Consider the following 21,167-nt stretch of genomic DNA (forward strand, 5'->3'; position numbering starts at 1 on the left):
CCCGATGATCTACAAGATAATCCTCTTCGCGCCGCTCATCGGGGCGATCATCGCGGGTTTCGGCTGGCGGATCATCGGCGACAAGGGAGCGCAATGGCTGACCACCGGCCTGCTGTTCCTCGCCATGGTCCTGAGCTGGGTGGTGTTCCTCCAAGGCGCATCCGAGGCGCAGGCGGTGCATGTCCTGGACTGGGTGCAGTCGGGCACGCTCTATGCCGACTGGTCGATCCGGGTGGATCGGCTCACCACGATCATGCTGATCGTGGTCACCACCGTCTCGGCGCTCGTGCATCTCTACTCGGTGGGCTACATGGCCCATGACGCGAATTTCCGCGAGGGCGAGAGCTATCGCCCGCGTTTCTTCGCCTACCTGTCGTTCTTCACCTTCGCGATGCTGATGCTGGTGACCTCCGACAACCTCGTGCAGATGTTCTTCGGCTGGGAGGGCGTGGGCGTCGCCTCTTACCTGCTGATCGGCTTCTATTTCCGCAAGCCGTCCGCCAATGCCGCCGCGATCAAGGCTTTCGTGGTCAACCGCGTCGGCGATTTCGGATTCGCGCTGGGGATCATGGCGCTCTATTTCCTGACCGACTCGGTGCGCTTTGACGACATCTTCGCCGCAGCCCCCATGCTGGCCGAGACGCAGCTCACCTTCCTGTGGACAGAGTGGAACGCCGCCAACCTGATCGCCTTCCTGCTGTTCGTCGGCGCGATGGGCAAATCGGCGCAGCTTTTTCTGCACACCTGGCTGCCCGACGCGATGGAGGGCCCGACACCAGTCTCGGCGCTGATCCACGCCGCGACGATGGTGACGGCGGGGGTGTTCCTCGTCTGCCGCATGTCGCCGCTGATGGAATACGCCCCGCAAGCGATGAATTTCGTGGTGTTCATCGGGGCGTCGACGGCGTTTTTCGCCGCCACCGTGGGCCTCGTGCAGAACGACATCAAGCGCGTGATCGCCTATTCGACCTGTAGCCAGCTTGGCTACATGTTCGTGGCCGCGGGCGTCGGCGTCTACTCGGTGGCGATGTTCCACCTCTTCACCCACGCCTTCTTCAAGGCGATGCTGTTTCTCGGGGCAGGCTCGGTCATCCACGGGATGCATCACGAGCAGGACATGCGCCACTATGGCGGCCTGCGCAAGAAGCTGCCCTACACGTTCTGGGCGATGATGATCGGCACGCTGGCCATCACCGGCGTGGGCATCCCGCTCACCCATATCGGCTTTGCCGGCTTCCTCAGCAAGGACGCGGTGATCGAGAGCGCGTGGGCGGGCACCGGCGGCGGCTATGCCTTCTGGATGCTGGTGATCGCGGCGCTGTTCACCTCGTTCTATAGCTGGCGGCTGATGTTCCTCACCTTCTTCGGCGAGGCGCGCGGCGACCGGCACACGCATGAGCACGCGCACGAGTCGCCCATGGTCATGGTCGCCCCTCTGGGCGTGCTGGCGCTGGGCGCGGTGTTCGCGGGGATGATCTGGTATGGCAGCTTCTTTGGCAGCCACGAGCAGGTGAACCGCTTCTTCGGGATCGAGGCCCATGCCGAGGCGAGTGCTGATCATGGCGAGGCGGCGGCGACGGAAGAGGCCGCCAAGGACCACGCGGCCCCCGCCACGGCCCCCGAGGCCCCCGCCACGGCCCCCGAGGGCGCGATCTTCATGGCAGAGGACAACCATGTCCTGGATGACGCGCACCACGCACCGGCATGGGTCAAGATCAGCCCGTTCATCGCCATGCTGATCGGTCTTGTCACGGCGCTCTGGTTCTATGTCTGGGATCCCTCGATGCCCAAACGCGTGGCCGAGACGAACCGCCCGCTTTACCTCTTCCTGCTCAACAAGTGGTATTTCGACGAGATCTTCGATTTTCTCTTGGTCCGCCCCGCCAAGGCGCTTGGGCAACTGCTGTGGAGGCGCGGCGACGGTGACGTGATCGACGGTTCGATCAACGGCGTGGCGATGGGGCTAATTCCGCGGCTGACGCGGGCCGCCGGGCGGGCGCAATCGGGCTACATCTTTACCTATGCCTTCGCGATGGTGATCGGGATCGCGGTCCTTGTCACCTGGATGACCATGTTCGGGGGGGCCAACTGATGGACAACCTGCTTTCCATTGTGACCTTCATTCCCGCGGTGGCGGCGGCGATCCTCGCCGTGTTCCTGCGCGGCGAGGACGCGGCGGCGCAACGCAACGCCAAATGGGTGGCGATGATCGCGACCACGCTGACCTTCGTCGTGTCGCTGTTCATCCTCTTTGACTTCGACCCGTCGGATACCGGGTTTCAGTTCGTGGAAGAGCGCGAATGGCTGCTGGGGCTGAAATACAAGATGGGCGTGGACGGCATCAGCGTCCTGTTCGTGATGCTCACCACCTTCATCATGCCGCTGACCATCGCCGCGTCGTGGAACGTGACAGCCCGCGTCAAGGAATACATGATCGCCTTCCTGATTCTCGAAACGCTCATGCTCGGCGTGTTCATGGCGCTCGACCTGGTGCTGTTCTACCTGTTCTTCGAGGCGGGGCTCATCCCGATGTTCCTGATCATCGGCATCTGGGGCGGCAAGCAGCGCATCTACGCCTCGTTCAAGTTCTTCCTCTACACCTTCCTCGGCTCGGTTCTGATGCTGGTCGCGATGGTGGCGATGTTCACCGATGCAGGTACCACCGACATTCCCACGCTGATGCGCCACGAATTCGCCTCCGACGGCTTCTCGCTTCTGGGTCTCCACGTCGTCGGCGGCATGCAGACGTTGATGTTCATCGCCTTCTTCGCCTCGTTCGCTGTCAAGATGCCGATGTGGCCGGTGCACACATGGCTGCCCGATGCCCACGTTCAGGCGCCCACCGCCGGGTCGGTGGTGCTGGCCGCGATCCTGCTGAAGATGGGCGGCTACGGCTTCCTGCGGTTCAGCCTGCCGATGTTCCCGGTCGGGGCCGAGGTGCTGACGCCGCTCATCCTGTGGCTGTCGGCCATCGCCATTGTCTATACCTCGCTGGTGGCACTGGCGCAGGAGGATATGAAGAAGCTCATCGCCTATTCGTCGGTGGCGCATATGGGGTATGTCACGATGGGCATCTTCGCGGTCAATCAGCAAGGGCTGGACGGCGCGATCTTCCAGATGATCTCGCACGGGTTCATCTCCGGCGCGTTGTTTCTGTGCGTGGGCGTGATCTATGACCGGATGCACACGCGCGAGATCGACGCCTATGGCGGTCTGGTGAACCGGATGCCGGCCTATGCGCTGATCTTCATGTTCTTTACCATGGCCAATGTGGGCCTGCCGGGCACCAGCGGGTTCATCGGCGAATTCCTGACGCTGGTCGGCATCTTCCAGGTCAACACATGGGTGGCGGCTGTGGCCACGTCGGGGGTGATCCTGTCGGCGGCCTACGCGCTCTGGCTCTATCGCCGGGTGGTGTTCGGCGATCTCATCAAGGAAAGCCTGCGCACCATCTCCGACATGGGGACGCGCGAGCGCGCGATCTTTGCCCCCCTGGTGGCAATGACGCTGCTGCTTGGCGTTTATCCCCGTCTCGTCACCGATATCACCGGCCCCTCCGTCGAGGCGCTGATTTCCAATGTCGAACTGGCCCAGTCGGTCGCGCACGCCGCGACCGCGGTGGCGCAGGTCGCACACTGAACCGGAGGCCCTGAACCATGCAGGCTGATCTCAACGTCATCCTCCCGGAAATCGTGCTCGCGGTCTATGCGATGGCGGCACTCCTGGGGGCGGTCTATACCGGGCGCGACCGGGTCGCGGTGCCGCTCGTCTGGGCGACGGCCGGGCTGATGGCGCTGCTTGCCATCTGGATCGGGATGGGCGGCGCGGGCACGCGCACGGCCTTTGGCGGCATGATCAACGATGACGGTTTCGCCCGTTTCGCCAAGGTGACGATCCTGCTGGCGGCGGCGGCGGTGCTGGTACTGGGACAGGATTACATGGCCCGCCGCGGTATCCTGCGGTTCGAGTATCCGCTGCTGATCGCGCTCTCGGTCGTGGGCATGATGGTGATGGTGAGCGCGGGCGACCTGATGGCGCTCTACATGGGGCTGGAGCTGCAATCGCTGGCGCTCTACGTGGTGGCGTCGATGCGGCGCGACAGCATCAAGTCCACCGAGGCGGGGCTCAAGTATTTCGTGCTGGGCGCGCTGTCGTCGGGTCTGCTGCTGTTCGGCGCGTCCCTGACTTACGGCTTTGCCGGAACGACGCTGTTTTCCGGCATCCTCGCCGCGGCGGACGGGCAGGCGCCCGTGGGTCTGCTCATCGGGCTGGTGCTGGTGATCTCGGGGCTGGCGTTCAAGGTCTCGGCGGTGCCGTTCCACATGTGGACGCCCGACGTCTACGAGGGTGCGCCGACGCCGATCACCGCCTTCTTTGCCACCGCTCCGAAGGTGGCGGCACTGGGTCTCTTCGCCCGCGTGGTGCACGACGCGTTCGGCGGCGTGGTGGGCGACTGGCAACAGGTGCTGGCGGCGCTCAGCCTCCTGTCGATGTTCCTCGGCGCGGTGGCGGCAATCGGGCAGACCGACATCAAGCGGCTGATGGCCTATTCCTCGATCGCGCATATGGGCTATGCGCTGATGGGGCTGGCCTCGGGCACGGCGTTCGGCGTCCAGGCGATGCTGGTCTACGCGGCCATCTACGTGGCGATGAATGTCGGCACCTTTGCCTTCATCCTCAGCATGGAGCGCGGCGGCCAGCCGGTGACCGATATCCGCAGCCTCAACATGTATACGCGGGCCGAGCCGGGCCGGGCGCTGGCGATGCTGATCCTCCTGTTCAGCCTCGCGGGCGTGCCACCGTTGCTGGGCTTCTTCGGCAAGCTCTACGTGCTGCGCGCGGCCTACGAGGGCGGGCTCGCCTGGCTCGCGGTTGCGGGCGTGGTCGCCAGCGTCATCGGCGCCTTCTACTACCTGCGCATCGTGTTCTACATGTATTTCGGCGAGGAGGGCGAGGCGCTCGAGACCGGGCGCTCGCCGGTGCAATGGGGATTCCTCATGGCCTCGGCGGCGGTGATGGTTTTCGGCATCGTCAACATGTTCGGCATCGAGACGATGGCGCAGGCGGCGGCGGCGACCCTTGTGCACTAGGCAAAGCGATGCCTCCGGCGGGGATATTTCGGGCAAGATGAAGCCGGGGGCGGGCTGGCCCGAGGGCTATGGACGGCGCGTGCTGGAACGGGTGGACAGCACCAATGCCGAGGCCGCGCGCCGCGCCGCCACGCTTGCCGGGCCGGAATGGATCCTCGCGCTGGAACAGACGGCGGCACGCGGACGGCGGGGCCGGGCGTGGGCGAACCCGCCGGGCAATTTCGCGGCGACGCTGGCGATGCGCCCGTCCGAGAGCCCCGACCGCGTGGCGCTGCGCTCTTTCGTGGCGGCGCTCGCGCTCTACGACGCGCTGGCGGCGGCGACCGGGCGGGTGGACGGACTGGCGCTCAAATGGCCCAATGACGTGCTGCTGAACGGCGGCAAGCTGGCGGGTATCCTGCTGGAGAGCGCGGGGGCAGGGGGAGGGCTCAGCCATTTCGCCATCGGCATCGGCGTGAACCTCGTGGCCGCACCCGGTATGGCAGAGGTCGAGCCCGGCGCGGCGCGGCCCGTGTCGCTCTTGTCCGAGACGGGGGTGGCGATCGACCCGGAGGCGTTTCTCGACCTGCTCGCGCCTGCCTATGCGCGCCATGAGGCGCAATTCGTTACCTACGGATTTGCCCCCATTCGAACGGCCTGGCTTGCGCGGGCGGCAAAACTGGGCGAAACCATCGTGGCGCGCACGACGCGCGACACCCATGAGGGGCGGTTCGAGACTGTGGACGAGGCCGGAAATCTCGTTCTCGTCACCGCAAAGGGCCGCACCAGCATCGCCGCGGCCGAGGTGTTTTTCTGAACAGAGGGATCGGGATGCTTCTGGCGATAGATTGCGGCAATACCAACACGGTGTTTTCCATCTGGGACGGCACGCGGTTCCTGTGCACGCTGCGCACCGCCACCGAGCATCAGCGCACCGCCGATCAGTACTTCGTCTGGTTCTCCACCCTGCTCGGGCATCACGGCATCCGCGCGGACATCACCGATGTCATCATCTCGTCGACCGTGCCGCGGGTGGTGTTCAACCTGCGGGTCTTTTCCGACCGCTATTTCGGCTGCCGCCCGCTGGTCGTGGGCAAGCCCGAGTGCCGCCTGCCGGTTGACGTGCGCGTCGATCCCGGCACGCAGGTGGGCCCCGATCGGCTGGTCAACACGGTGGCGGGCCATGACCTCTACGGCGGCGACCTCATCATCGTGGATTTCGGCACCGCCACCACCTTCGACGTGGTGGCGCGCGACGGCGCCTATATAGGCGGCGTGATCGCGCCGGGGGTAAACCTGTCGCTGCAGGCGCTGCACGAGGCGGCGGCGGCGCTGCCGCATATCGACGTGACCAAGCCCGAACGGGTGATCGGGACCAACACCGTCGACTGCATGCAATCTGGTATCTTCTGGGGTTATGTCGGCCTCATAAACGGGATATGCGAGCGCATAAAGGCCGAGCGCGGCCGCGCCATGAAGGTGATCGGAACCGGGGGGCTGGCCTCGCTTTTCCAGCAAGGTGATGCCGCGTTCGACGGCGTCGAGGATGATTTGACGATGCACGGGCTGACCGTGATACACAGCTACAACAAGGAGGGCTGACGGCCCATGAGCAGCGAAAGACTTATTTACCTGCCCCTCGGGGGGGCGGGCGAGATTGGTATGAACGCCTATGTCTACGGCTACGGCAAACCGGGCAAGGAGCGCCTGATTCTCGTCGATCTGGGCCTGACCTTTCCGGACATGGATACCACGCCCGGTGTCGACCTGATCCTGCCGGACATCACCTGGCTGGCCGAGCGGCGCGACCGGCTGGAGGCGGTGTTCATCACCCATGCCCACGAGGATCACGTCGGCGCGGTGGCGCATTACTACGAGCGGCTCGGCGCGCCCATCCATGCCCGCGCCTTCACCGCCAACATCGCGCGCGCCAAGATGGCCGAGTATGGCCACCCCGACAAGGCGGTGCGCGTGGTCTCGCCCTGGCCCGAGACGGTGACGGCGGGGCCGTTTACCGTCGGTTTCGCCCCGATCTCGCATTCCATCCCCGAAAGCTCGGGGCTGGTGATCGACACGCCCGAGGGGCGGCTGGTGCATACCGGCGATTTCAAGATCGACCTCGACCCGGTGGTGGGCGAACCCTTCGACCGCGCGATGTGGGAAGACATCGGCGCGGATGGGATCAAGGCGCTGATCTGCGACTCGACCAACGTCCTGAGCGATCATGCCGGGCGCTCGGAGAGCAGCGTTGGCGACCCGATCACAGAGCTTGTCGAGGGCAGCAAGGGCATGGTCGTGGCCACCACCTTCGCCAGCAATGTGGCGCGGGTAAAGACGCTCGCCGAGGCGGGCATCCGCGCCGGGCGCTCGGTCTGCCTGATGGGCCGCGCGATGAACCGCATGGTCGAGGCGGGCAAGGAGACCGGCGTACTCACCGGCTTTCCCGCCACCATCCCGCCAGAGGAGGCGAGCAAGCTCCCCCGCGAGAGCGTGATGCTGATCGTCACCGGCAGCCAGGGCGAACGCCGCGCCGCCAGCGCGCAGCTCGCCAACGGCAAGTATAACGGCATCACCATGAAGGAGGGCGACACGTTCCTGTTCTCCTCCAAGACCATCCCCGGCAACGAGCGTGGCGTGATCCGCATCATCAACCAGTTCTCCGAGCAGGGCGTGGATGTGATCGAGGGCGACGACCGCTACCACGTCTCGGGTCATGCCAACCGGCCCGATCTCGACGCGATGCACAAGATCCTCAAGCCGCAAATCCTGATCCCCATGCATGGCGAACATCGCCACCTGCGCGAGCATGTGAAGCTCGCCAAATCCAACCGGATCAAGGGGGTGGTAGCCGTTAACGGCATGATGATCGACCTTGGCGGCAATGCCCCCAAGGTTGCCGAATATGTCGAGACCGGGCGCACCTATCTCGATGGCACGGTCAAGATCGGGGCGATGGACGGCATCGTGCGCGACCGCATTCGCATGGCGCTCAACGGCCACGTCATGATCAACGTCATCATCGACGAGGACGACGCGCCGCTGGGCGATCCCTGGGTCGAGATCATGGGCCTCCCCGAGACCGGGCGTTCGCGCGCGCCGCTCGTCGATGTGCTGGAGGAGGACCTCGCGCAGTTCATGGGACGCGCGGGCGACAAGACGCTGGCCGATGACGACAAGCTCGAGCAGGGGCTGCGCCGCGTCGCCCGGCAAAGCGCGCAGACCGAGATCGGCAAGCGCCCCGAGGTGACGGTGGTCATCAGCCGCCTGACCGAGTGAGGAGGGGGCCGATGCGAATCGCCTGCATCATGACCGAGGGGGCCGGCCACACCGACCGGCTGCTCCATGATTTCGCGACCCGCGCGGCGGCGCGGGGGCTGCGGCTCTGCGGCACCGTTCAGGTCAACACCGATTGCGGGCCTGACCGACCCTGCGACATGGATGTGCGCGTGCTGCCCGACGGGCCGGTGATCCGCATCTCGCAAAGCCTCGGCGCAGGTGCGCGCGGCTGCCGGCTCGACCCCGAGGCGCTGGAACAGGCGGTGACGGCGGCCGAGGCGCGTCTGGCCGCGGGGGCCGATCTGGTGATCGTCAACAAGTTCGGCAAGCACGAGGCCGATGGCCGTGGCTTTCGCGCACTCATCGCCGAGGCGGTGGCGGCAGGCGTGCCGGTCATCATGGGCGTCAACGCCCTCAACGCGCCCCGCCTGGCCGAATTTCTGGGCACCGACCCCGACCGGCTCGACCCTGCGCCCGCCGCGCTCGACGCGTGGCTGGAGCAGGGCAGCGCCGACAAGAGGTGACGTCGCAGCCCTGAACGGATCTGCAAGATCGCACGCCGCGTGTGAAGGCGGCGCTATCTGGCCGCCATAGTCTCTGCCGACGCCGCGTGCGCGCTTGGGAACGGCACCAGCCGCCCCCGCTCCTCGTCCCACAGCTTGAGCGTGAAGCTGCGCAGCGCTTCGCGCCAGCGGATCGGTGCGTGGCTTTGCAGGTGCGCGGGCAGGTCGCGCTGGCAGCGGCGCAGGTTGTAAGAGGGGATCGCGGGGTTGTAGTGGTGCAGGTCGTGATAGGCGATGTTTCCGGTTCCCAGATCCCACCACCAGCCCAGGTCGAGCGAGCTTGAGCCCACCAGCGTGGCCTTGCGGAAATCGAGATCGGGTTTACGGTCCCAGTAGGTTTCCTCGAAATTGTGCTGGAGATAGACAAGGAACACGCCGATCATGCCCCCCAGCATCGAGGCGGCGAACCACACCGCCACCCCCGCGATGCCCAGCCCCGCCCAGATCGCCAGCAGCAGCCCGGCGATCATCAGGTTGTGCACGATCACCCCCGCAGCCCCCACGTCAGAGGTGTTGCGCGGCCAGCGATAGGCGATGAAATAGGTGAGAAACGCGCCCGCCGGCAGCATCAGCGCCGGGTTGCGGTAAAGCCGGTAGCGCAGCCGGGTCCAGCGGTCGGCCTCGGTCCACTCGCGCAGGGTCATGGTGTGGATCTCGGTGGTCTCGCGGTGGTCGAGATTGCCGAGATAGGCGTGGTGCATGTCGTGATTGTATTGCATCACCCGGTAGGGCGTGAAGGAAAATACCGACAGCAGATAACCGGCGAGATCGTTGACGCCCCGCGTGGCAAAAAGCGAACGGTGCCCGCAATCGTGCTGCAACACGTAGAGCCGCACCGAGGCAAAGGCGAGCACGATCACCGCCGCGACGGTCGCCAGCCACATCCCCGCGCCCCACGCCCACGCCCCGGCCACCAGCGCCGCGCCATAGGTGGCGAGCGTGGCCAGCAGCGACAGCGCGCCGCGCACATCGCTCTTCTTCGTGTAGGGCTTGAGAAAGGCGCGCATCTCTGCGGTCAGGTCTGTCGCGGTCATGGTCCCCTCCGTTCGCGGCGACACTAGCGAATTTGTCCTCGTCCCAAAATTGAACTTCCCGTGACGAAAAGCAAGACGCGCCCGGTGATCAGGCCGCTTCGGTGGCGACGCCGCGGATGCGCCCGACCATCGCGCGCACACCGTTGGAGCGCTGCGCCGAGAGGTGCTCATCGAGCCCCAGCCGCGCCAGCTCGGCTTGTGCATCGACCCGCGCCACCTCGTCGACCGGCAGCCCGTTATAGAGCGCGCGCAGCACCGCGATGAGGCCACGCACGATCATCGCGTCGCTGTCGCCGTCAAAACGGAATTGCCTCTCCTCGATCTGCGGGTGCAGCCAGACCTGGCTCGCGCAGCCATCGACCTTGGTCGCGGGCACCTTGAGCGCATCGTCGAGCGGCTCCATCCGGCGCCCGTAATCGATGACATAGCGATACCGGTCTTCCCAGTCCTCCAGGAAGTCGAAATCGCTCACGATCTCTTCGAATGCCTCGGTGGCCATGTGTGTCTCCTGTTCTCAACCTAGAGGTAGGCGCGCGCGTGGCAGAGGTCCAGCCCCCGCTTGCACCTTTTCAAGTCCGGCGCGATAGGGTAGGCGTGGGGCGGATTTTGACAGGGGTATCGGGCATGGAACGGCGGGTTTTCCTTGGTTTGGCGGCGGCTGGCTTGCTGGCGGGCTGTGGCGGCTTTCGCGAGTCGCGGATCAACCCGCGCAACTGGTTCGGGCGCAGCCGGTCGCGTCGCCGCGAGGCCGCCACGGCCGAACCCGGCACCAACCCGCTCATCCCGGAAAAGGAAGAGAGCGGCCTGTTTGACAGCCTCCGCAAGCGTGGAAAGGACGTCCCCTACGCCGGCACGCCCGTGGCCGAGATCAGCGCGCTTGTGGTCGAGCGCGCGACCGGCGGGGCGATCGTTCGGGTGCGCGGGCTCGCCGCGCAGCAGGATATCTACGATGTCCGCCTCATTCCCGGCTCCCCCGACGCAGAGCCGGTGGACGGCATTCTCGGCTACGAGCTGCGGGCGGTGCACCCGCCCCTGTCCACCGCCACCGAGCTCCGCCCGCGCGAGGTGCAGGCGGCGGTCTTCGTTTCCGACAAGACGCTGGAAAGCGTGCGCGAAATCCGCGTGCGGGGGTTGCGCAACGAGCGCCTGAGCCGCCGCTGAATTGTTGTATCGCCTGGCGCGGGGCAACAGGATCCAGCACGCGGGCAGGCCCGGGCGCCGTTCGGAAAAGCCGGATAAGAGGTTCTCTGTTGCCTCTGAGCGGATCTTCCGGTCTTGGCCCACTTGCGCGGAATCAAGGCGCGGAACGCGCCGCCGCGCAGCGCCCGACCGCCCCCTCGGGCGGGCGCTTCTCGTCGTTGCAAGTAGCTGTGATTGCAGAAGTATTTTGCACCATAAATCGCAGAGCGTAATCGAGTTTGCGCCCACCCGGCGGTCAGGCGCTGCGCAGCTCCTCAACCGTTGTAAGGAACGACCGCTCCAGGCCAGTTCCCCACGCCCTCAGAGCGTGGCGCGCATCAGCTGCAGCGACAGTGCCGCGATGACCAGCCCGGCCCCGATCTCCAGCGCCGTCAGCGCGCGGCCAAGCCCGCGCCCCTCCGCCGAGGCGAGCCGCGCCAGCGCGCCCTCGCGCAGAGTGACCGAGGCGAGCGCCACCGCCACCGTCACGCTCGCGGTCCCCAGCCCCATCACCAGGGTGCCGAGGACGCCCGCCGTCCCGATCCCCATCCGCCAGGTGAGGATCAGCAGGAACAGCGCGCCGGTACAGGGCCGGATCGCCACCGCGCCAACCAGCAGCACCGCGTCGCGCCAGCCGCGCACCCGTGCGGCCTCGTCCACCGTCGGGCCGTGCCGGTGCCCACACTCGGCGCAGGCAAGATCGTGGGCGTGGGCGTGCTCCCGCCATCCCGCCACCAGCGCCGCACCCCGCGCAGCGCCAGCCATGCCCCGACCAGCGCGATGGCGCCATAGCTTGCCGGGGCCATCCACTCCTCGGCCAAGCCCGTCATCCGCTGGCGCGTCAGGTCGAAAACCAGCACCCCGGCATAGACCATCGCCACCGCGCTCGCCGCCTGCGCGAGGCTCGATGCCAGCGCCAGCGCCGACAACCGCCATGCGCCGACCCGCGCGGCCATGCCGTAGCCGCCCAGCAGAACCTTGCCATGCCCCGGCCCCGCCGCGTGAAAGAACCCGTAGGCAAAACACAGCCCCATCAGCCCCGCCATCGCTCCCGGCTCGCCCGCGCGCAAGGCCCGCAGCAACCGCGCCATCGCCTGCTGCGTCTCGGCCTGACCGGCACGCGCCCACTCGCCCAGCGCCGCCGCCCCGCCAAACCCCCAGAGCCAGACCGCCCCCGCGCCCACCGCCAGCGCGGCGAGGGTCAGGAGGGCGCGCGGCACGAGATCACCATGATGTCCGAGAACAGGTTGCCCACTTCGACGCCGTCATATTGCTCTTCGGCGCTCAGCTCGGCCACCATGTTGCGGAACGCCTGCTGGCTCTCGTCGAGATCGGGCTCGGTGATGGCATAGGCGCAAGCGTCGGGCAGCACCACCGGGCCGGCGAGCGTGTAATCCACGAAATAGGTTGGGTCATAGGGCTCCACCCTCAGCCCGTCGGGCGCGACCGGGCCAAAGCCGCGCCTGTGGGTGGCGACGATACGGCCCGCCTCCATGCGAACGGCCTCCGGCACCGGATGGTCGAGCGCGATCTTCTCGTCGCCCGCGTGGATATAGAGATCGCCCTCGAACCCCTCGGGCCATTCCTCCAGGTCGAACCCCTTGAGCCGCGCCAGTTCGGCGTCGGTCAACTGCCCGTCGCCATCGGGGTCGAGCCCCATGTCGGAGAGGATCAGGAGAGAGAAGAAATCGTCGTAACTCCACGTCACTTCCACACCGGTGAGGCGGCCCTGCGCGTCGCTCTCAAAGCGCAGCGCCACATCGACGAACACATGCGGATGCCCGCCCGCGCTCGTGGCGGCGAGGATCAGGGCGGCGGCGGGGGCTAGGGCGCGGGGGATCATGCGCAGGGTTCTACGGCATCGGCCGGCCTGCCCGCAAGCGCCACGCTCCCGCACCATCGGCTGGTCCCCGCCTGCATCGTTCAGCCTCCGTAAATCTCGCTCCACCGTTCGATCAGCGCCTGTTGCAGCCGCTTTGCCCGCCGGTTCCAGCCGCGCGCGCCCGGCGGGCGCGTGTCGCGGAACGGGTCGATGCGCCCGCGCAGGCTGTCGCTCGCCGTCAGCACCGCAAAGGTCATCTCGCGCCCGCCCGGCGGGGTGAAATATCCCGCCAGCGCGCTGACGAAGTAAAGCGTGCCGGTCTTCGCCTGCACCTCCACCGGGTGGTTGCGCAGGGGGCGCCCGCGCGCGTCGCGCATCGTGAACTCGCGCAACAGCGGGCGCAGCGCGTCGGCGCGCCCCGCCGCCGCCAGCGCCCGCGCCATGTCCAGCGCCGACAGCCGCGAGAGGTCATTGAGCCCCGAATGGTCGCGTAAATCCGTCGTCTTCATCCCCAGCGTGGCCTGCGCCCAGCCCGTCATCTCCCGCGCCGAGGCCGCGAGGTCGAGCGCCCGCCCCCGCCGTCGCGCGCTCGCAGTCATGCCGACCATTTCGGCGGTGATGTTGGTGGAATAGCGCAGCATCCCGCGCAGGATATCGGCCAGCGGGTCGCTCTCGTGGGTGACGAGCGTGGCGCCCTGCGGCGCCGCGCCTCCGACCACTTGCGGGGCCTTCAGCACGATCCCCTGCGACCGCGCGAAGGTGGCGAACACCTCGCCCGCATAAAGCTCGGGCTTGCGCACCGGTAGCCATCGCGCCCCGCCACCGCCCAGCGCGCCGCGCGCCACGGTCCAGTCGTCGCGCCCGCCCGCGTCGTGGTAGGTGTAGACCGGCGACCGGCGATCGGCGATGCGCATCCGCGCCACCGTCACGTCGGGCCGGTACCGCCCCGAACGCGCATCCATCGTGATGGCATAGTCGCCGCCCGCGCGCGTCCACTCGAAATGCACCCGGTTATAGTTGAGGCTCAACCCCGACAGCGCCGGGTTATAGCCCGCATGGGGGGGCTGTCGCGGCTCGATGGCGCGCCGGTAGGGCACCGCCCCGCCCCAGACGCGGAATGCGCCCGTCACCTCGCGCACCCCCGCGCGCTTGAGTGCTGCGGCCATATCGGCCAGCGCATCGGTGTCCAGCGTCGGATCGCCGCCGCCCGCCAGCACCAGATCGCCCCTGAGAACACCGCCCTCCACCGGCCCGGTGGCGACCAGCCGGGTCTTGAAACGATGCCCGGCCCCCAGCGTGTCGAGCGCGTAGAGCGCGGTAACCGCCTTGGTCACGCTCGCGGGCGGCAGGGCGGTGTCGGCGGCGCGCGCCTCAAGCACCGTGCCGGTCTCGGTGTCCGTCACCGCGTAGCCCACATCGCCCTGCAGCCGCGCCTCGGCGATGAGCGCCTCGACAGCCGCTGCCCCCCGGCCGGCGCCGAGGCCCGGCGGCCGCAGCAGCGGGCGCAACGACATGGCCGGGGGCTCGGCCATGACGGGCGCGGCCAGCGCGGCCAGCGCCGAGGTGACGAACAGGCGTCTGGATATCTTGTGACTCATGGCGTGACGGTAAGCAGAACAGCCCCGGTCGCGCAATCGCCTTTGCCGTCGCATCTGCTCACTTTTCCGCTTTCCCCGCGCGCAGCGCGCTCGAAGAGATATCGGTCATCGGCACGTTGACAAAGCACCACGCCGGCGCTTCGGCCCGCCCCAGCAGATGGCTCGCCCGTCCCTTGATGCGCGCCTGCATGTAGATGCGCGCCGCCGGTGACAGCCGCGCCGAGATGCGCTGCCCGGGTCGTGCCAGCACCCCAACCGGTACCCGCTCCATGATCGCCTGCCAGTCCTGCCAGCGGTGGAACTGCGCCAGGTTGTCGGCCCCCATCAGCCAGACAAAGCGCCGCCCCGGGCAGATCGCCGCCAGCGCCGCCAGCGTCGCAGAGGTGTGGCGCGTGCCGAGACGCGCCTCGACATCGGTCACCGCGATGCGCGGGTGATCGACCAGCGCGCGCGCCGCCGCCATACGGTCGGGCAGGGGGGCGGGGCCGTGACGCTTGAGCGGGTTGCCGGGGCTGACCAGCCACCACACCCGGTCCAGCCCGAAACGACGCAGCGCCTCGCGGCTGATATGCACATGTCCCGCATGGGGCGGGTCGAACGACCCTCCCAACAGCCCGATCACCTGTCCGGGGCGCGAAGGCGGCAGCGGCTGGATCATGCCCCCCTCATCGCCAGATACGGCGCCGGCGTAAAGTACGAAAGCACGCTCACCGCCCGGCGGCGTGCTCGGCCTGCGCGCGTGCGCTGCTACAGGCGCTCGGCACGGCCAGTGCAAGGATCGCAAGAAAACGGCGCACGCGGTGCTCCTTCTCCCTTTGGGACAGCCAATCTTAGGCCCGCTGCCGCCCCACCGAAAGAGCCTTGGTGGTGCACCCGTGACGGATCGAATTTTCGGGATTTTCCGGCGCGGCGGGGGCGGATGGCCACGGGCTGTTAACCGCGGGCGCCTAGGGTCCGCCAAGGACCACGGGGCATGGGGTGCCTGAATGACGCATCAGGACACGGATCACGGCACCGCACCGGCGCTGGCTTGCGCGGATGCCGGCGCGGCACTCTTTCACCGCATTGTCGCCGGCGCGCATGACGGCATCGTCGTGCAGGACATGGACGCACGCATCGAATGGGTCAATCCGGCCTGCGAACGGCTCTACGGCTGGACGCTGGCGGACATGCACGGGCGCAAGCCGCAGGAATTCGTCCTGCCCCCCGAGGTGCGGCCGACGGCAGAGGACATCGCGCGCTTTCGCTACGATCCCGACAGCGCCCTTTTTCGCCGCTACCAGCTCGGCCGCCATATCCGGCGCGATGGCTCCACCTTCTGGAACCAGCAGGGTTTCGCGCTGATCGCGTCGGGGCCCGATCCGCGCGATCGTAGGGTCGTCATCACCTGTCGCGACGTGACCGATCAGGTCAGCACCGAAATGGCGTTGCGGCAGGTGCAGGTCGATCTGCGCCACGCCGCCCACCACGACGATCTGACCGGGCTCGCCAACCGCAAGCGGCTGGCCGAGCATCTCGATGCCCCGGACATCCGTGCCGAGATCGCGCGCGGACGGCTCGGCGTTCTGGTGATCGACATCGACAAGTTCAAGGACATCAACGACACGCTCGGCCACGGTGCGGGCGACCGCACGCTCGCGCATGTCGCCCACGCGCTGGCGCGGGTGGCGGGGCCGCGCGACCTCGCCTGCCGCACCGGCGGTGACGAGTTCCTGCTCGTCTGCGCCCTGCCCGATGGGGCGGCGGCGCTCGACGCCCGCGCGGGCGAGGTGCTGTGCGCGCTCGGCCAGCCGCTCATGTGGCGCGATCAGACCATTCGCATCGGTGCCTCGATCGGCGCGTGTGCCGCCGGCGACGGGGCGACCACCGGCGAGGAAATGATCCAGTGCGCCGACGCGGCGCTCTACGACGCCAAGGCGCGCGGTCGCGGGCGTATGATCCACTACACCGCCAATCTCGGCCGCGCGCAGCGCGCGCGCCAGACCCTCGCCCGCGACCTGCGCGAGGCGGTCAGCCACGACCAGTTCACGATCCACCTGCAACCGCAACTGTCCCTCGCCGATGGACGCATCTGCGGCTGCGAGGCGCTCATCCGCTGGAACCACCCGCAGCGCGGCCTGCTCGCCCCGGCGGCCTTTCTCGACGCTGCCGACGGGCTCGGGCTGCTCGCGGATATCGACTACCGCTCGATGACGATGGCGCTCGACGCGCTCCGGGCGCTGGACGAGGCGGGGTATCCCGACCTCACCATGTCGATCAACGTCTCCGCCGCGATCCTCGCCGACGTCAACTATCCCGGCCTGCTCGACTGGGCGCTGCAATCGCGCGGGCTGAACCCGGGGCGCATCTGCATCGAGGTGCTGGAAACCACCATCCTCGACGGCTCCGGCGCCGACGTGATGAGCGCGGTCGCCCGGCTCAAGCGGCTCGGCGTGCGCGTGGCGCTCGACGATTTCGGCACCGGCTATGCCGGGCTGTCGCACATGGCCAGCTTCGAGGTGGACGCGATCAAGCTCGACCGCTCGATGATCGCCCGGCTCGAGCAGGACCCGCGCAACCGCGTCATCGTGCGCGCCATCATCCGCCTCTGCGGCCTGTTGCGCATGTCTGTGGTGGCCGAGGGGGTCGAGACCGAGGCGCAGCGCGCCATGCTGCGCCGCGCCAACTGCCCGGTGATCCAGGGCTACGGCCTCGCCCGCCCGATGCCGCTCGACGCGCTGATCGGCTGGCTGCGCACGCGCGCCGCCGCCCCCGGCCCCGGCCCCGCCAACACCCCCACCGCAACGGCCCGCCCCGTCCCCGCGCCGGGCCGCGCACGCTGACCATTGCCCCTGCAGCCCGCGCCAGCTATCACCGCCGGTGCATCACGGATTTCTCAGCGGAGCGCGGATCATGGCAGCCTATCAATACGTCTACCACATGCAGGGGGTCTCCAAGACCTATCCGGGCGGCAAGAAGTGCTTCGAGAACATCCACCTCAACTTCCTTCCCGGGGTCAAGATTGGCGTCGTCGGCGTCAACGGCTCGGGCAAGTCCACGCTCCTGCGCATCATGGCCGGGCTCGACACCGATTTCTCCGGCGAGGCATGGGCCGCCTCCGGCGCGCGCGTCGGCTATCTCCCGCAGGAGCCGCAGCTCGACGAAAGCCTCACCGTGCGCGGCAACGTGATGCTCGGCGTGGCCCAAAAACAGGCCAAGCTCGACCGCTTCAACGAACTGGCGATGAACTACTCCGACGAGACCGCCGACGAGATGGCGCAATTGCAGGACGAGATCGACGGCGAGAACCTGTGGGATCTCGATTCCCGCATCGACGTCGCGATGGAGGCGCTGCGCTGTCCCCCCGACGAGGCCGATGTCGCCACCCTTTCGGGCGGTGAGCGGCGCCGCGTGGCCCTGTGCAAGCTGCTGTTGGAGGCGCCCGACATGCTGCTGCTGGACGAGCCCACCAACCACCTCGATGCCGAGACCATCGCCTGGCTGCAACAGCACCTGATCGACTACAAGGGCACGATCCTGATCGTCACCCACGACCGCTATTTCCTCGACGACATCACCGGCTGGATCCTCGAGCTGGACCGCGGCCGCGGCATCCCCTACGAGGGCAACTATTCCGCCTGGCTGGAGCAAAAGGCCAAGCGCCTCGCGCAAGAGGCGCGCGAGGACAAGTCCAAGCAAAAGACGCTGGAGCGAGAGCTTGAATGGATGCGGCAGGGGCAAAAGGCGCGGCAGGCCAAGCAAAAGGCCCGGATCAATGCCTATAACGAACTCGCCGGGCAGTCCGAGCGCGAGCGCGTGGGCCGCGCGCAGATCGTCATCCCCAACGGGCCGCGCCTCGGCGACAAGGTGATCGAGGTCAACGGCCTGAAAAAGGCGATGGGCGACAAGCTCCTGATCGAGGACCTCAGCTTCTCGCTGCCCCCCGGCGGCATCGTCGGCGTGATCGGCCCCAACGGCGCGGGCAAATCCACGCTCTTTCGCATGCTCACCGGGCAAGAGACGCCGGATGCGGGCACCATCGAGTATGGCGACACCGTCAAGCTCGCCTATGTCGACCAGTCCCGCGATGACCTCAAGGCGACCGAGACGGTGTGGGAATCGATCTCCGGCGGCGCCGAGGTGATCGTGCTGGGTGACGCCCAGATCAACTCCCGCGCCTATTGCGGCGCGTTCAACTTCAAGGGCGGCGACCAGCAGAAAAAGGTCTCGCTGCTCTCGGGGGGCGAGCGCAACCGCGTGCACATGGCGCGGCTGCTGAAAGAGGGCGGCAACGTGCTTCTCCTCGACGAGCCCACCAACGACCTCGACGTGGAAACGCTCCGCGCGCTAGAGGATGCCCTGACGGATTTCGCCGGCTGCGCCGTGGTCATCTCCCACGACCGCTTTTTCCTTGACCGCATCTGCACCCACATGCTCGCCTTCGAGGGCGAGGCCCATGTGGAATGGTTCGAGGGCGACTTCTCGGCCTACGAGGAAGACAAGAAGCGGCGTCTGGGGCCGGATGCACTGGAGCCGAAGCGGGTGAAGTACAAGAAGTTCGCGAGGTGATCATGAAGATAGAATCGAATGATCGAAATGTTGAAGACTTACTAAATTCTGCGTTTTTCATAGTGCCACGCTTTCAACGTCCGTACTCTTGGGACGATGAGAACATAGAAGAGTTCTGGAATGACACATCAAGCGCCGATGATGACTATTTCATTGGTTCAATGGTCGTGTATTCGAGTGGAAGGCAACAATTCGGAGTGGTCGATGGTCAGCAGCGCCTAACAACCATTACAATTTTATTGTGTTCGGTCCGAGACAAGCTTGCGGTTCTCGGTGAAGAGAATCTTGCGAAGGGATTGCACCAACTTATTGAACGGGTTGATCGTGATAACAATGAGGCTTTTGTCCTCCAAACAGAGTCGAGTTATCCGTTTTTTCAGGATGCGATACAGTCTTACGGCAAGCCGACCATAGGTAGAGCGCCACAAAACGAGGAAGAACGGCTCGAAGCCGCATACAAGATATTCAATCGAAAAATTGACGCTGAACTTGAGAAAATAGACGAAGAATTTATCGAAGATGATGATAAATGCTATAAAACGAAGATTGGATTTCTGAAAAATCTAAGAGACAAGGTACTCTTCCTTAAACTAATTTTTGTTGAGTTAGACAATGAGGACGATGCTTATCTGATTTTTGAAACACTGAACACACGCGGAAAAGACTTGGCTTTGTCCGACCTTCTAAAGAACCACTTTAGCAAGATGATCCGCAGAAGCTCTTCCGTAGACTTTGTGCGCGAACGTTGGGCGGAAATCTTTGAAGAGTTCCAAAATTCGTCTGCTGATATCGATCTTGACACTTTCTTCACCCAGTCTTGGGCGTCGCGGTTTGAGGCAACAACCCAACAGAAAGCTTTCAAATTGATGAAAGGGAGTATTGGAAAAGGGAACGCCAGAGACCATCTCAACTTCTTTCGTGACGATGCCACATTATACCGATCAATATTCGAACCGGATTACGGCTGGCGGAAAGACGAGAAGGAGATAGCCCGCTCTCTTAGAGCTCACAATCTCTTCAGAATCCGCCAGCAAACCCCTGCTACGCTGTCTCTTGTAAGGGCGTATCGAAAAGGGGTAATAAAGAATTCAAGGCTTCGCGATACAATTAGGGCTATTGAGAACTTTCACTTCGCCTTTACCGCAGTAACTTCGTCTCGCTCTTCCGGTGGAATTTCTGCTATGTATTCTTCGTTTGGGCGCAGACTCTACGAAGCTAATACCGCAAGTGAGGCCGGTATCATTATTGCCGAGTTTATCGAAAAATTGCGTGAACGCAGGCCCAGCGAAAGCGAATTCGTAGTGGGTTTCAAGGAAATTTATTATACAAAAAGCGCCTCGAAATTGAGACCTCTTGTTCACTACATTCTCTCGCGTATTGCACGTTATAATTCCCTTGCGTTTACGGAAGATTATGATGATTTGACAATTGAGCACATATATCCTCAATCACACGTCTCATCAACTTGGCCGGAGGAGATTGTTGGGCAGTTGGGGAATCTGGTCCTTTTGTCCCAGGGCCAGAACGCGGAAGTTGGAGTGGAAGACTTTGAGCGAAAGCAGCAGTGCTTTAACAAATGGAGCACAACCATCCCTAGTGATGTATTGACTGCGGAGGAATGGACGCCGGAAGTTGTCAACCAACGGAGCGAAAGGATGGCTCTTCAAGCCTATCGTGAGATTTGGGCCATTTAGCAACCATGGGTCGGCTGTCGACTCACAATCATTGTCGATATGGTTCTACAGTCATAGCCCGCGCGGAATCGAGGCGCGCAGCGCCGCCGCGCGATCGTCATGCTGAAAGCATGCCTCCGGCATGACGCGCCCCCACGCGGCGGCGATTTGGCGGGGCTTGGCGCGCCGCTCATATCTCTCGCGGACACGGCGAAATAAAGCGCCCCGCACCGCCGCCGGATCGCCCCCGCGCGCGTCGGCAATCGCGCGCCGCGCCGTCATCCTCGGGCTTGACCCGAGGACCTCTCCCCACCAGATCCTCGGGTCAGGCCCGAGGATGACGGTCGAACGGCGCGGCGTAGGGCGGGTTTCAACCCGCCTCCTCCCCCGAATCCTCCCCCTCAT

16 protein-coding genes and 1 pseudogene are annotated in these 21,167 nt (G+C 65.7%); 11 read left to right on the plus strand and 6 right to left on the minus strand.

All coding sequences use genetic code 11. From position 1 onward, the window contains the following. The first annotated feature begins 7 nt into the window (after positions 1 to 7). Genes nuoL through C6W92_RS11745 form a run of 7 tightly spaced genes read left to right on the plus strand, consistent with a single transcriptional unit; the run spans position 8 to position 8,869 of the window. Positions 8 to 2,092 (plus strand): NADH-quinone oxidoreductase subunit L, encoded by a 2,085-nt coding sequence (gene nuoL / locus C6W92_RS11715; RefSeq protein ID WP_129433410.1) that lies wholly within the window; start codon positions 8 to 10, stop codon positions 2,090 to 2,092. After that, positions 2,092 to 3,639, plus strand: a complete 1,548-nt coding sequence (locus tag C6W92_RS11720; RefSeq protein ID WP_129433357.1) for an NADH-quinone oxidoreductase subunit M — start codon at positions 2,092 to 2,094, stop codon at positions 3,637 to 3,639. The genes nuoL and C6W92_RS11720 overlap by 1 nt, the downstream gene beginning before the upstream one ends. Before the next feature lie 17 nt (positions 3,640 to 3,656). Further along, positions 3,657 to 5,090 (plus strand): NADH-quinone oxidoreductase subunit NuoN, encoded by a 1,434-nt coding sequence (gene nuoN / locus C6W92_RS11725; protein WP_129433360.1) that lies wholly within the window; start codon positions 3,657 to 3,659, stop codon positions 5,088 to 5,090. A gap of 37 nt (positions 5,091 to 5,127) precedes the next feature. After that, positions 5,128 to 5,886, plus strand: coding sequence for a biotin--[acetyl-CoA-carboxylase] ligase (locus tag C6W92_RS11730; protein ID WP_129433363.1), 759 nt, complete (start codon positions 5,128 to 5,130; stop codon positions 5,884 to 5,886). 14 nt (positions 5,887 to 5,900) lie between these two features. Beyond that, positions 5,901 to 6,671: a type III pantothenate kinase gene (locus C6W92_RS11735; RefSeq protein WP_129433366.1), complete on the plus strand. Its 771-nt coding sequence runs from the start codon at positions 5,901 to 5,903 to the stop codon at positions 6,669 to 6,671. Positions 6,672 to 6,677: 6 nt separating this feature from the next. After that, a complete protein-coding gene (locus C6W92_RS11740) occupies positions 6,678 to 8,345 on the plus strand; it encodes a ribonuclease J (RefSeq protein ID WP_129433369.1) in 1,668 nt (555 codons plus the stop codon). 11 nt (positions 8,346 to 8,356) lie between these two features. Further along, positions 8,357 to 8,869 (plus strand): DUF2478 domain-containing protein, encoded by a 513-nt coding sequence (locus C6W92_RS11745; RefSeq protein WP_129433372.1) that lies wholly within the window; start codon positions 8,357 to 8,359, stop codon positions 8,867 to 8,869. Positions 8,870 to 8,922: 53 nt separating this feature from the next. On the opposite strand, the gene C6W92_RS11750 is transcribed toward C6W92_RS11745, so the two are convergent. Together C6W92_RS11750 and C6W92_RS11755 are read right to left on the minus strand one after the other, a co-directional pair. Further along, positions 8,923 to 9,942, minus strand: coding sequence for a fatty acid desaturase (locus tag C6W92_RS11750; RefSeq protein WP_129433375.1), 1,020 nt, complete (start codon positions 9,940 to 9,942; stop codon positions 8,923 to 8,925). A gap of 88 nt (positions 9,943 to 10,030) precedes the next feature. Continuing rightward, positions 10,031 to 10,441, minus strand: coding sequence for a SufE family protein (locus C6W92_RS11755; RefSeq protein WP_129433378.1), 411 nt, complete (start codon positions 10,439 to 10,441; stop codon positions 10,031 to 10,033). Between the two features lie 125 nt (positions 10,442 to 10,566). On the opposite strand from C6W92_RS11755, the gene C6W92_RS11760 reads away from it, so the two are divergent. Further along, positions 10,567 to 11,103, plus strand: a complete 537-nt coding sequence (locus C6W92_RS11760) for a hypothetical protein (protein WP_129433381.1) — start codon at positions 10,567 to 10,569, stop codon at positions 11,101 to 11,103. 339 nt (positions 11,104 to 11,442) lie between these two features. Here C6W92_RS11760 and C6W92_RS11765 read toward each other — a convergent pair. From C6W92_RS11765 to C6W92_RS11780, 4 genes and pseudogenes are all read right to left on the minus strand, one after another. Then, positions 11,443 to 12,341: pseudogene (locus tag C6W92_RS11765) on the minus strand (hypothetical protein). Beyond that, positions 12,323 to 12,964, minus strand: coding sequence for a DUF1007 family protein (locus tag C6W92_RS11770; RefSeq protein ID WP_129433384.1), 642 nt, complete (start codon positions 12,962 to 12,964; stop codon positions 12,323 to 12,325). Before C6W92_RS11770 ends, C6W92_RS11765 begins: the two are co-directional and overlap by 19 nt. A gap of 80 nt (positions 12,965 to 13,044) precedes the next feature. After that, positions 13,045 to 14,541 carry a D-alanyl-D-alanine carboxypeptidase/D-alanyl-D-alanine-endopeptidase gene (gene dacB, locus C6W92_RS11775; protein ID WP_129433387.1) on the minus strand — a complete coding sequence of 499 codons (1,497 nt, stop codon included), beginning with the start codon at positions 14,539 to 14,541 and terminating at the stop codon, positions 13,045 to 13,047. A 58-nt stretch (positions 14,542 to 14,599) separates the two neighbouring features. Continuing rightward, on the minus strand, positions 14,600 to 15,199 hold the full coding sequence (locus C6W92_RS11780; protein ID WP_129433390.1) for a nicotinate-nucleotide adenylyltransferase: 600 nt from the start codon (positions 15,197 to 15,199) through the stop codon (positions 14,600 to 14,602). A 328-nt stretch (positions 15,200 to 15,527) separates the two neighbouring features. On the opposite strand from C6W92_RS11780, the gene C6W92_RS11785 reads away from it, so the two are divergent. The 3 genes from C6W92_RS11785 to C6W92_RS11795 all read left to right on the plus strand — a co-directional run bounded on the left by C6W92_RS11785 (position 15,528) and on the right by C6W92_RS11795 (position 20,783). After that, the gene (locus C6W92_RS11785) at positions 15,528 to 17,363 is read left to right on the plus strand and encodes an EAL domain-containing protein (RefSeq protein WP_129433393.1); all 1,836 of its coding nucleotides are present in this window, start codon (positions 15,528 to 15,530) and stop codon (positions 17,361 to 17,363) included. A 70-nt stretch (positions 17,364 to 17,433) separates the two neighbouring features. Continuing rightward, a complete protein-coding gene (ettA, locus tag C6W92_RS11790; RefSeq protein ID WP_129433397.1) occupies positions 17,434 to 19,089 on the plus strand; it encodes an energy-dependent translational throttle protein EttA in 1,656 nt (551 codons plus the stop codon). A gap of 2 nt (positions 19,090 to 19,091) precedes the next feature. Then, positions 19,092 to 20,783 (plus strand): DUF262 domain-containing protein, encoded by a 1,692-nt coding sequence (locus C6W92_RS11795; RefSeq protein ID WP_129433400.1) that lies wholly within the window; start codon positions 19,092 to 19,094, stop codon positions 20,781 to 20,783. Positions 20,784 to 21,167 lie beyond the last annotated feature (384 nt).

Origin of the sequence: Roseovarius sp. A46, assembly GCF_004126395.1 — a bacterium.
Taxonomy (GTDB): domain Bacteria; phylum Pseudomonadota; class Alphaproteobacteria; order Rhodobacterales; family Rhodobacteraceae; genus Roseovarius; species Roseovarius nitratireducens.

What these genes read in the sequence shown, in the direction of transcription:
- C6W92_RS11720 (WP_129433357.1), top strand. Translation starts at nt 2,092, where the DNA reads ATGGACAACCTGCTTTCCATTGTGACCTTCATTCCCGCGGTGGCGGCG.
- nuoN (WP_129433360.1), top strand. Translation starts at nt 3,657, where the DNA reads ATGCAGGCTGATCTCAACGTCATCCTCCCGGAAATCGTGCTCGCGGTC.
- C6W92_RS11730 (WP_129433363.1), top strand. Translation starts at nt 5,128, where the DNA reads ATGAAGCCGGGGGCGGGCTGGCCCGAGGGCTATGGACGGCGCGTGCTG.
- C6W92_RS11735 (WP_129433366.1), top strand. Translation starts at nt 5,901, where the DNA reads ATGCTTCTGGCGATAGATTGCGGCAATACCAACACGGTGTTTTCCATC.
- C6W92_RS11740 (WP_129433369.1), top strand. Translation starts at nt 6,678, where the DNA reads ATGAGCAGCGAAAGACTTATTTACCTGCCCCTCGGGGGGGCGGGCGAG.
- C6W92_RS11745 (WP_129433372.1), top strand. Translation starts at nt 8,357, where the DNA reads ATGCGAATCGCCTGCATCATGACCGAGGGGGCCGGCCACACCGACCGG.
- C6W92_RS11750 (WP_129433375.1), bottom strand. Translation starts at nt 9,942, where the DNA reads ATGACCGCGACAGACCTGACCGCAGAGATGCGCGCCTTTCTCAAGCCC.
- C6W92_RS11755 (WP_129433378.1), bottom strand. Translation starts at nt 10,441, where the DNA reads ATGGCCACCGAGGCATTCGAAGAGATCGTGAGCGATTTCGACTTCCTG.
- C6W92_RS11760 (WP_129433381.1), top strand. Translation starts at nt 10,567, where the DNA reads ATGGAACGGCGGGTTTTCCTTGGTTTGGCGGCGGCTGGCTTGCTGGCG.
- C6W92_RS11770 (WP_129433384.1), bottom strand. Translation starts at nt 12,964, where the DNA reads ATGATCCCCCGCGCCCTAGCCCCCGCCGCCGCCCTGATCCTCGCCGCC.
- dacB (WP_129433387.1), bottom strand. Translation starts at nt 14,541, where the DNA reads ATGAGTCACAAGATATCCAGACGCCTGTTCGTCACCTCGGCGCTGGCC.
- C6W92_RS11780 (WP_129433390.1), bottom strand. Translation starts at nt 15,199, where the DNA reads ATGATCCAGCCGCTGCCGCCTTCGCGCCCCGGACAGGTGATCGGGCTG.
- C6W92_RS11785 (WP_129433393.1), top strand. Translation starts at nt 15,528, where the DNA reads ATGACGCATCAGGACACGGATCACGGCACCGCACCGGCGCTGGCTTGC.
- ettA (WP_129433397.1), top strand. Translation starts at nt 17,434, where the DNA reads ATGGCAGCCTATCAATACGTCTACCACATGCAGGGGGTCTCCAAGACC.
- C6W92_RS11795 (WP_129433400.1), top strand. Translation starts at nt 19,092, where the DNA reads ATGAAGATAGAATCGAATGATCGAAATGTTGAAGACTTACTAAATTCT.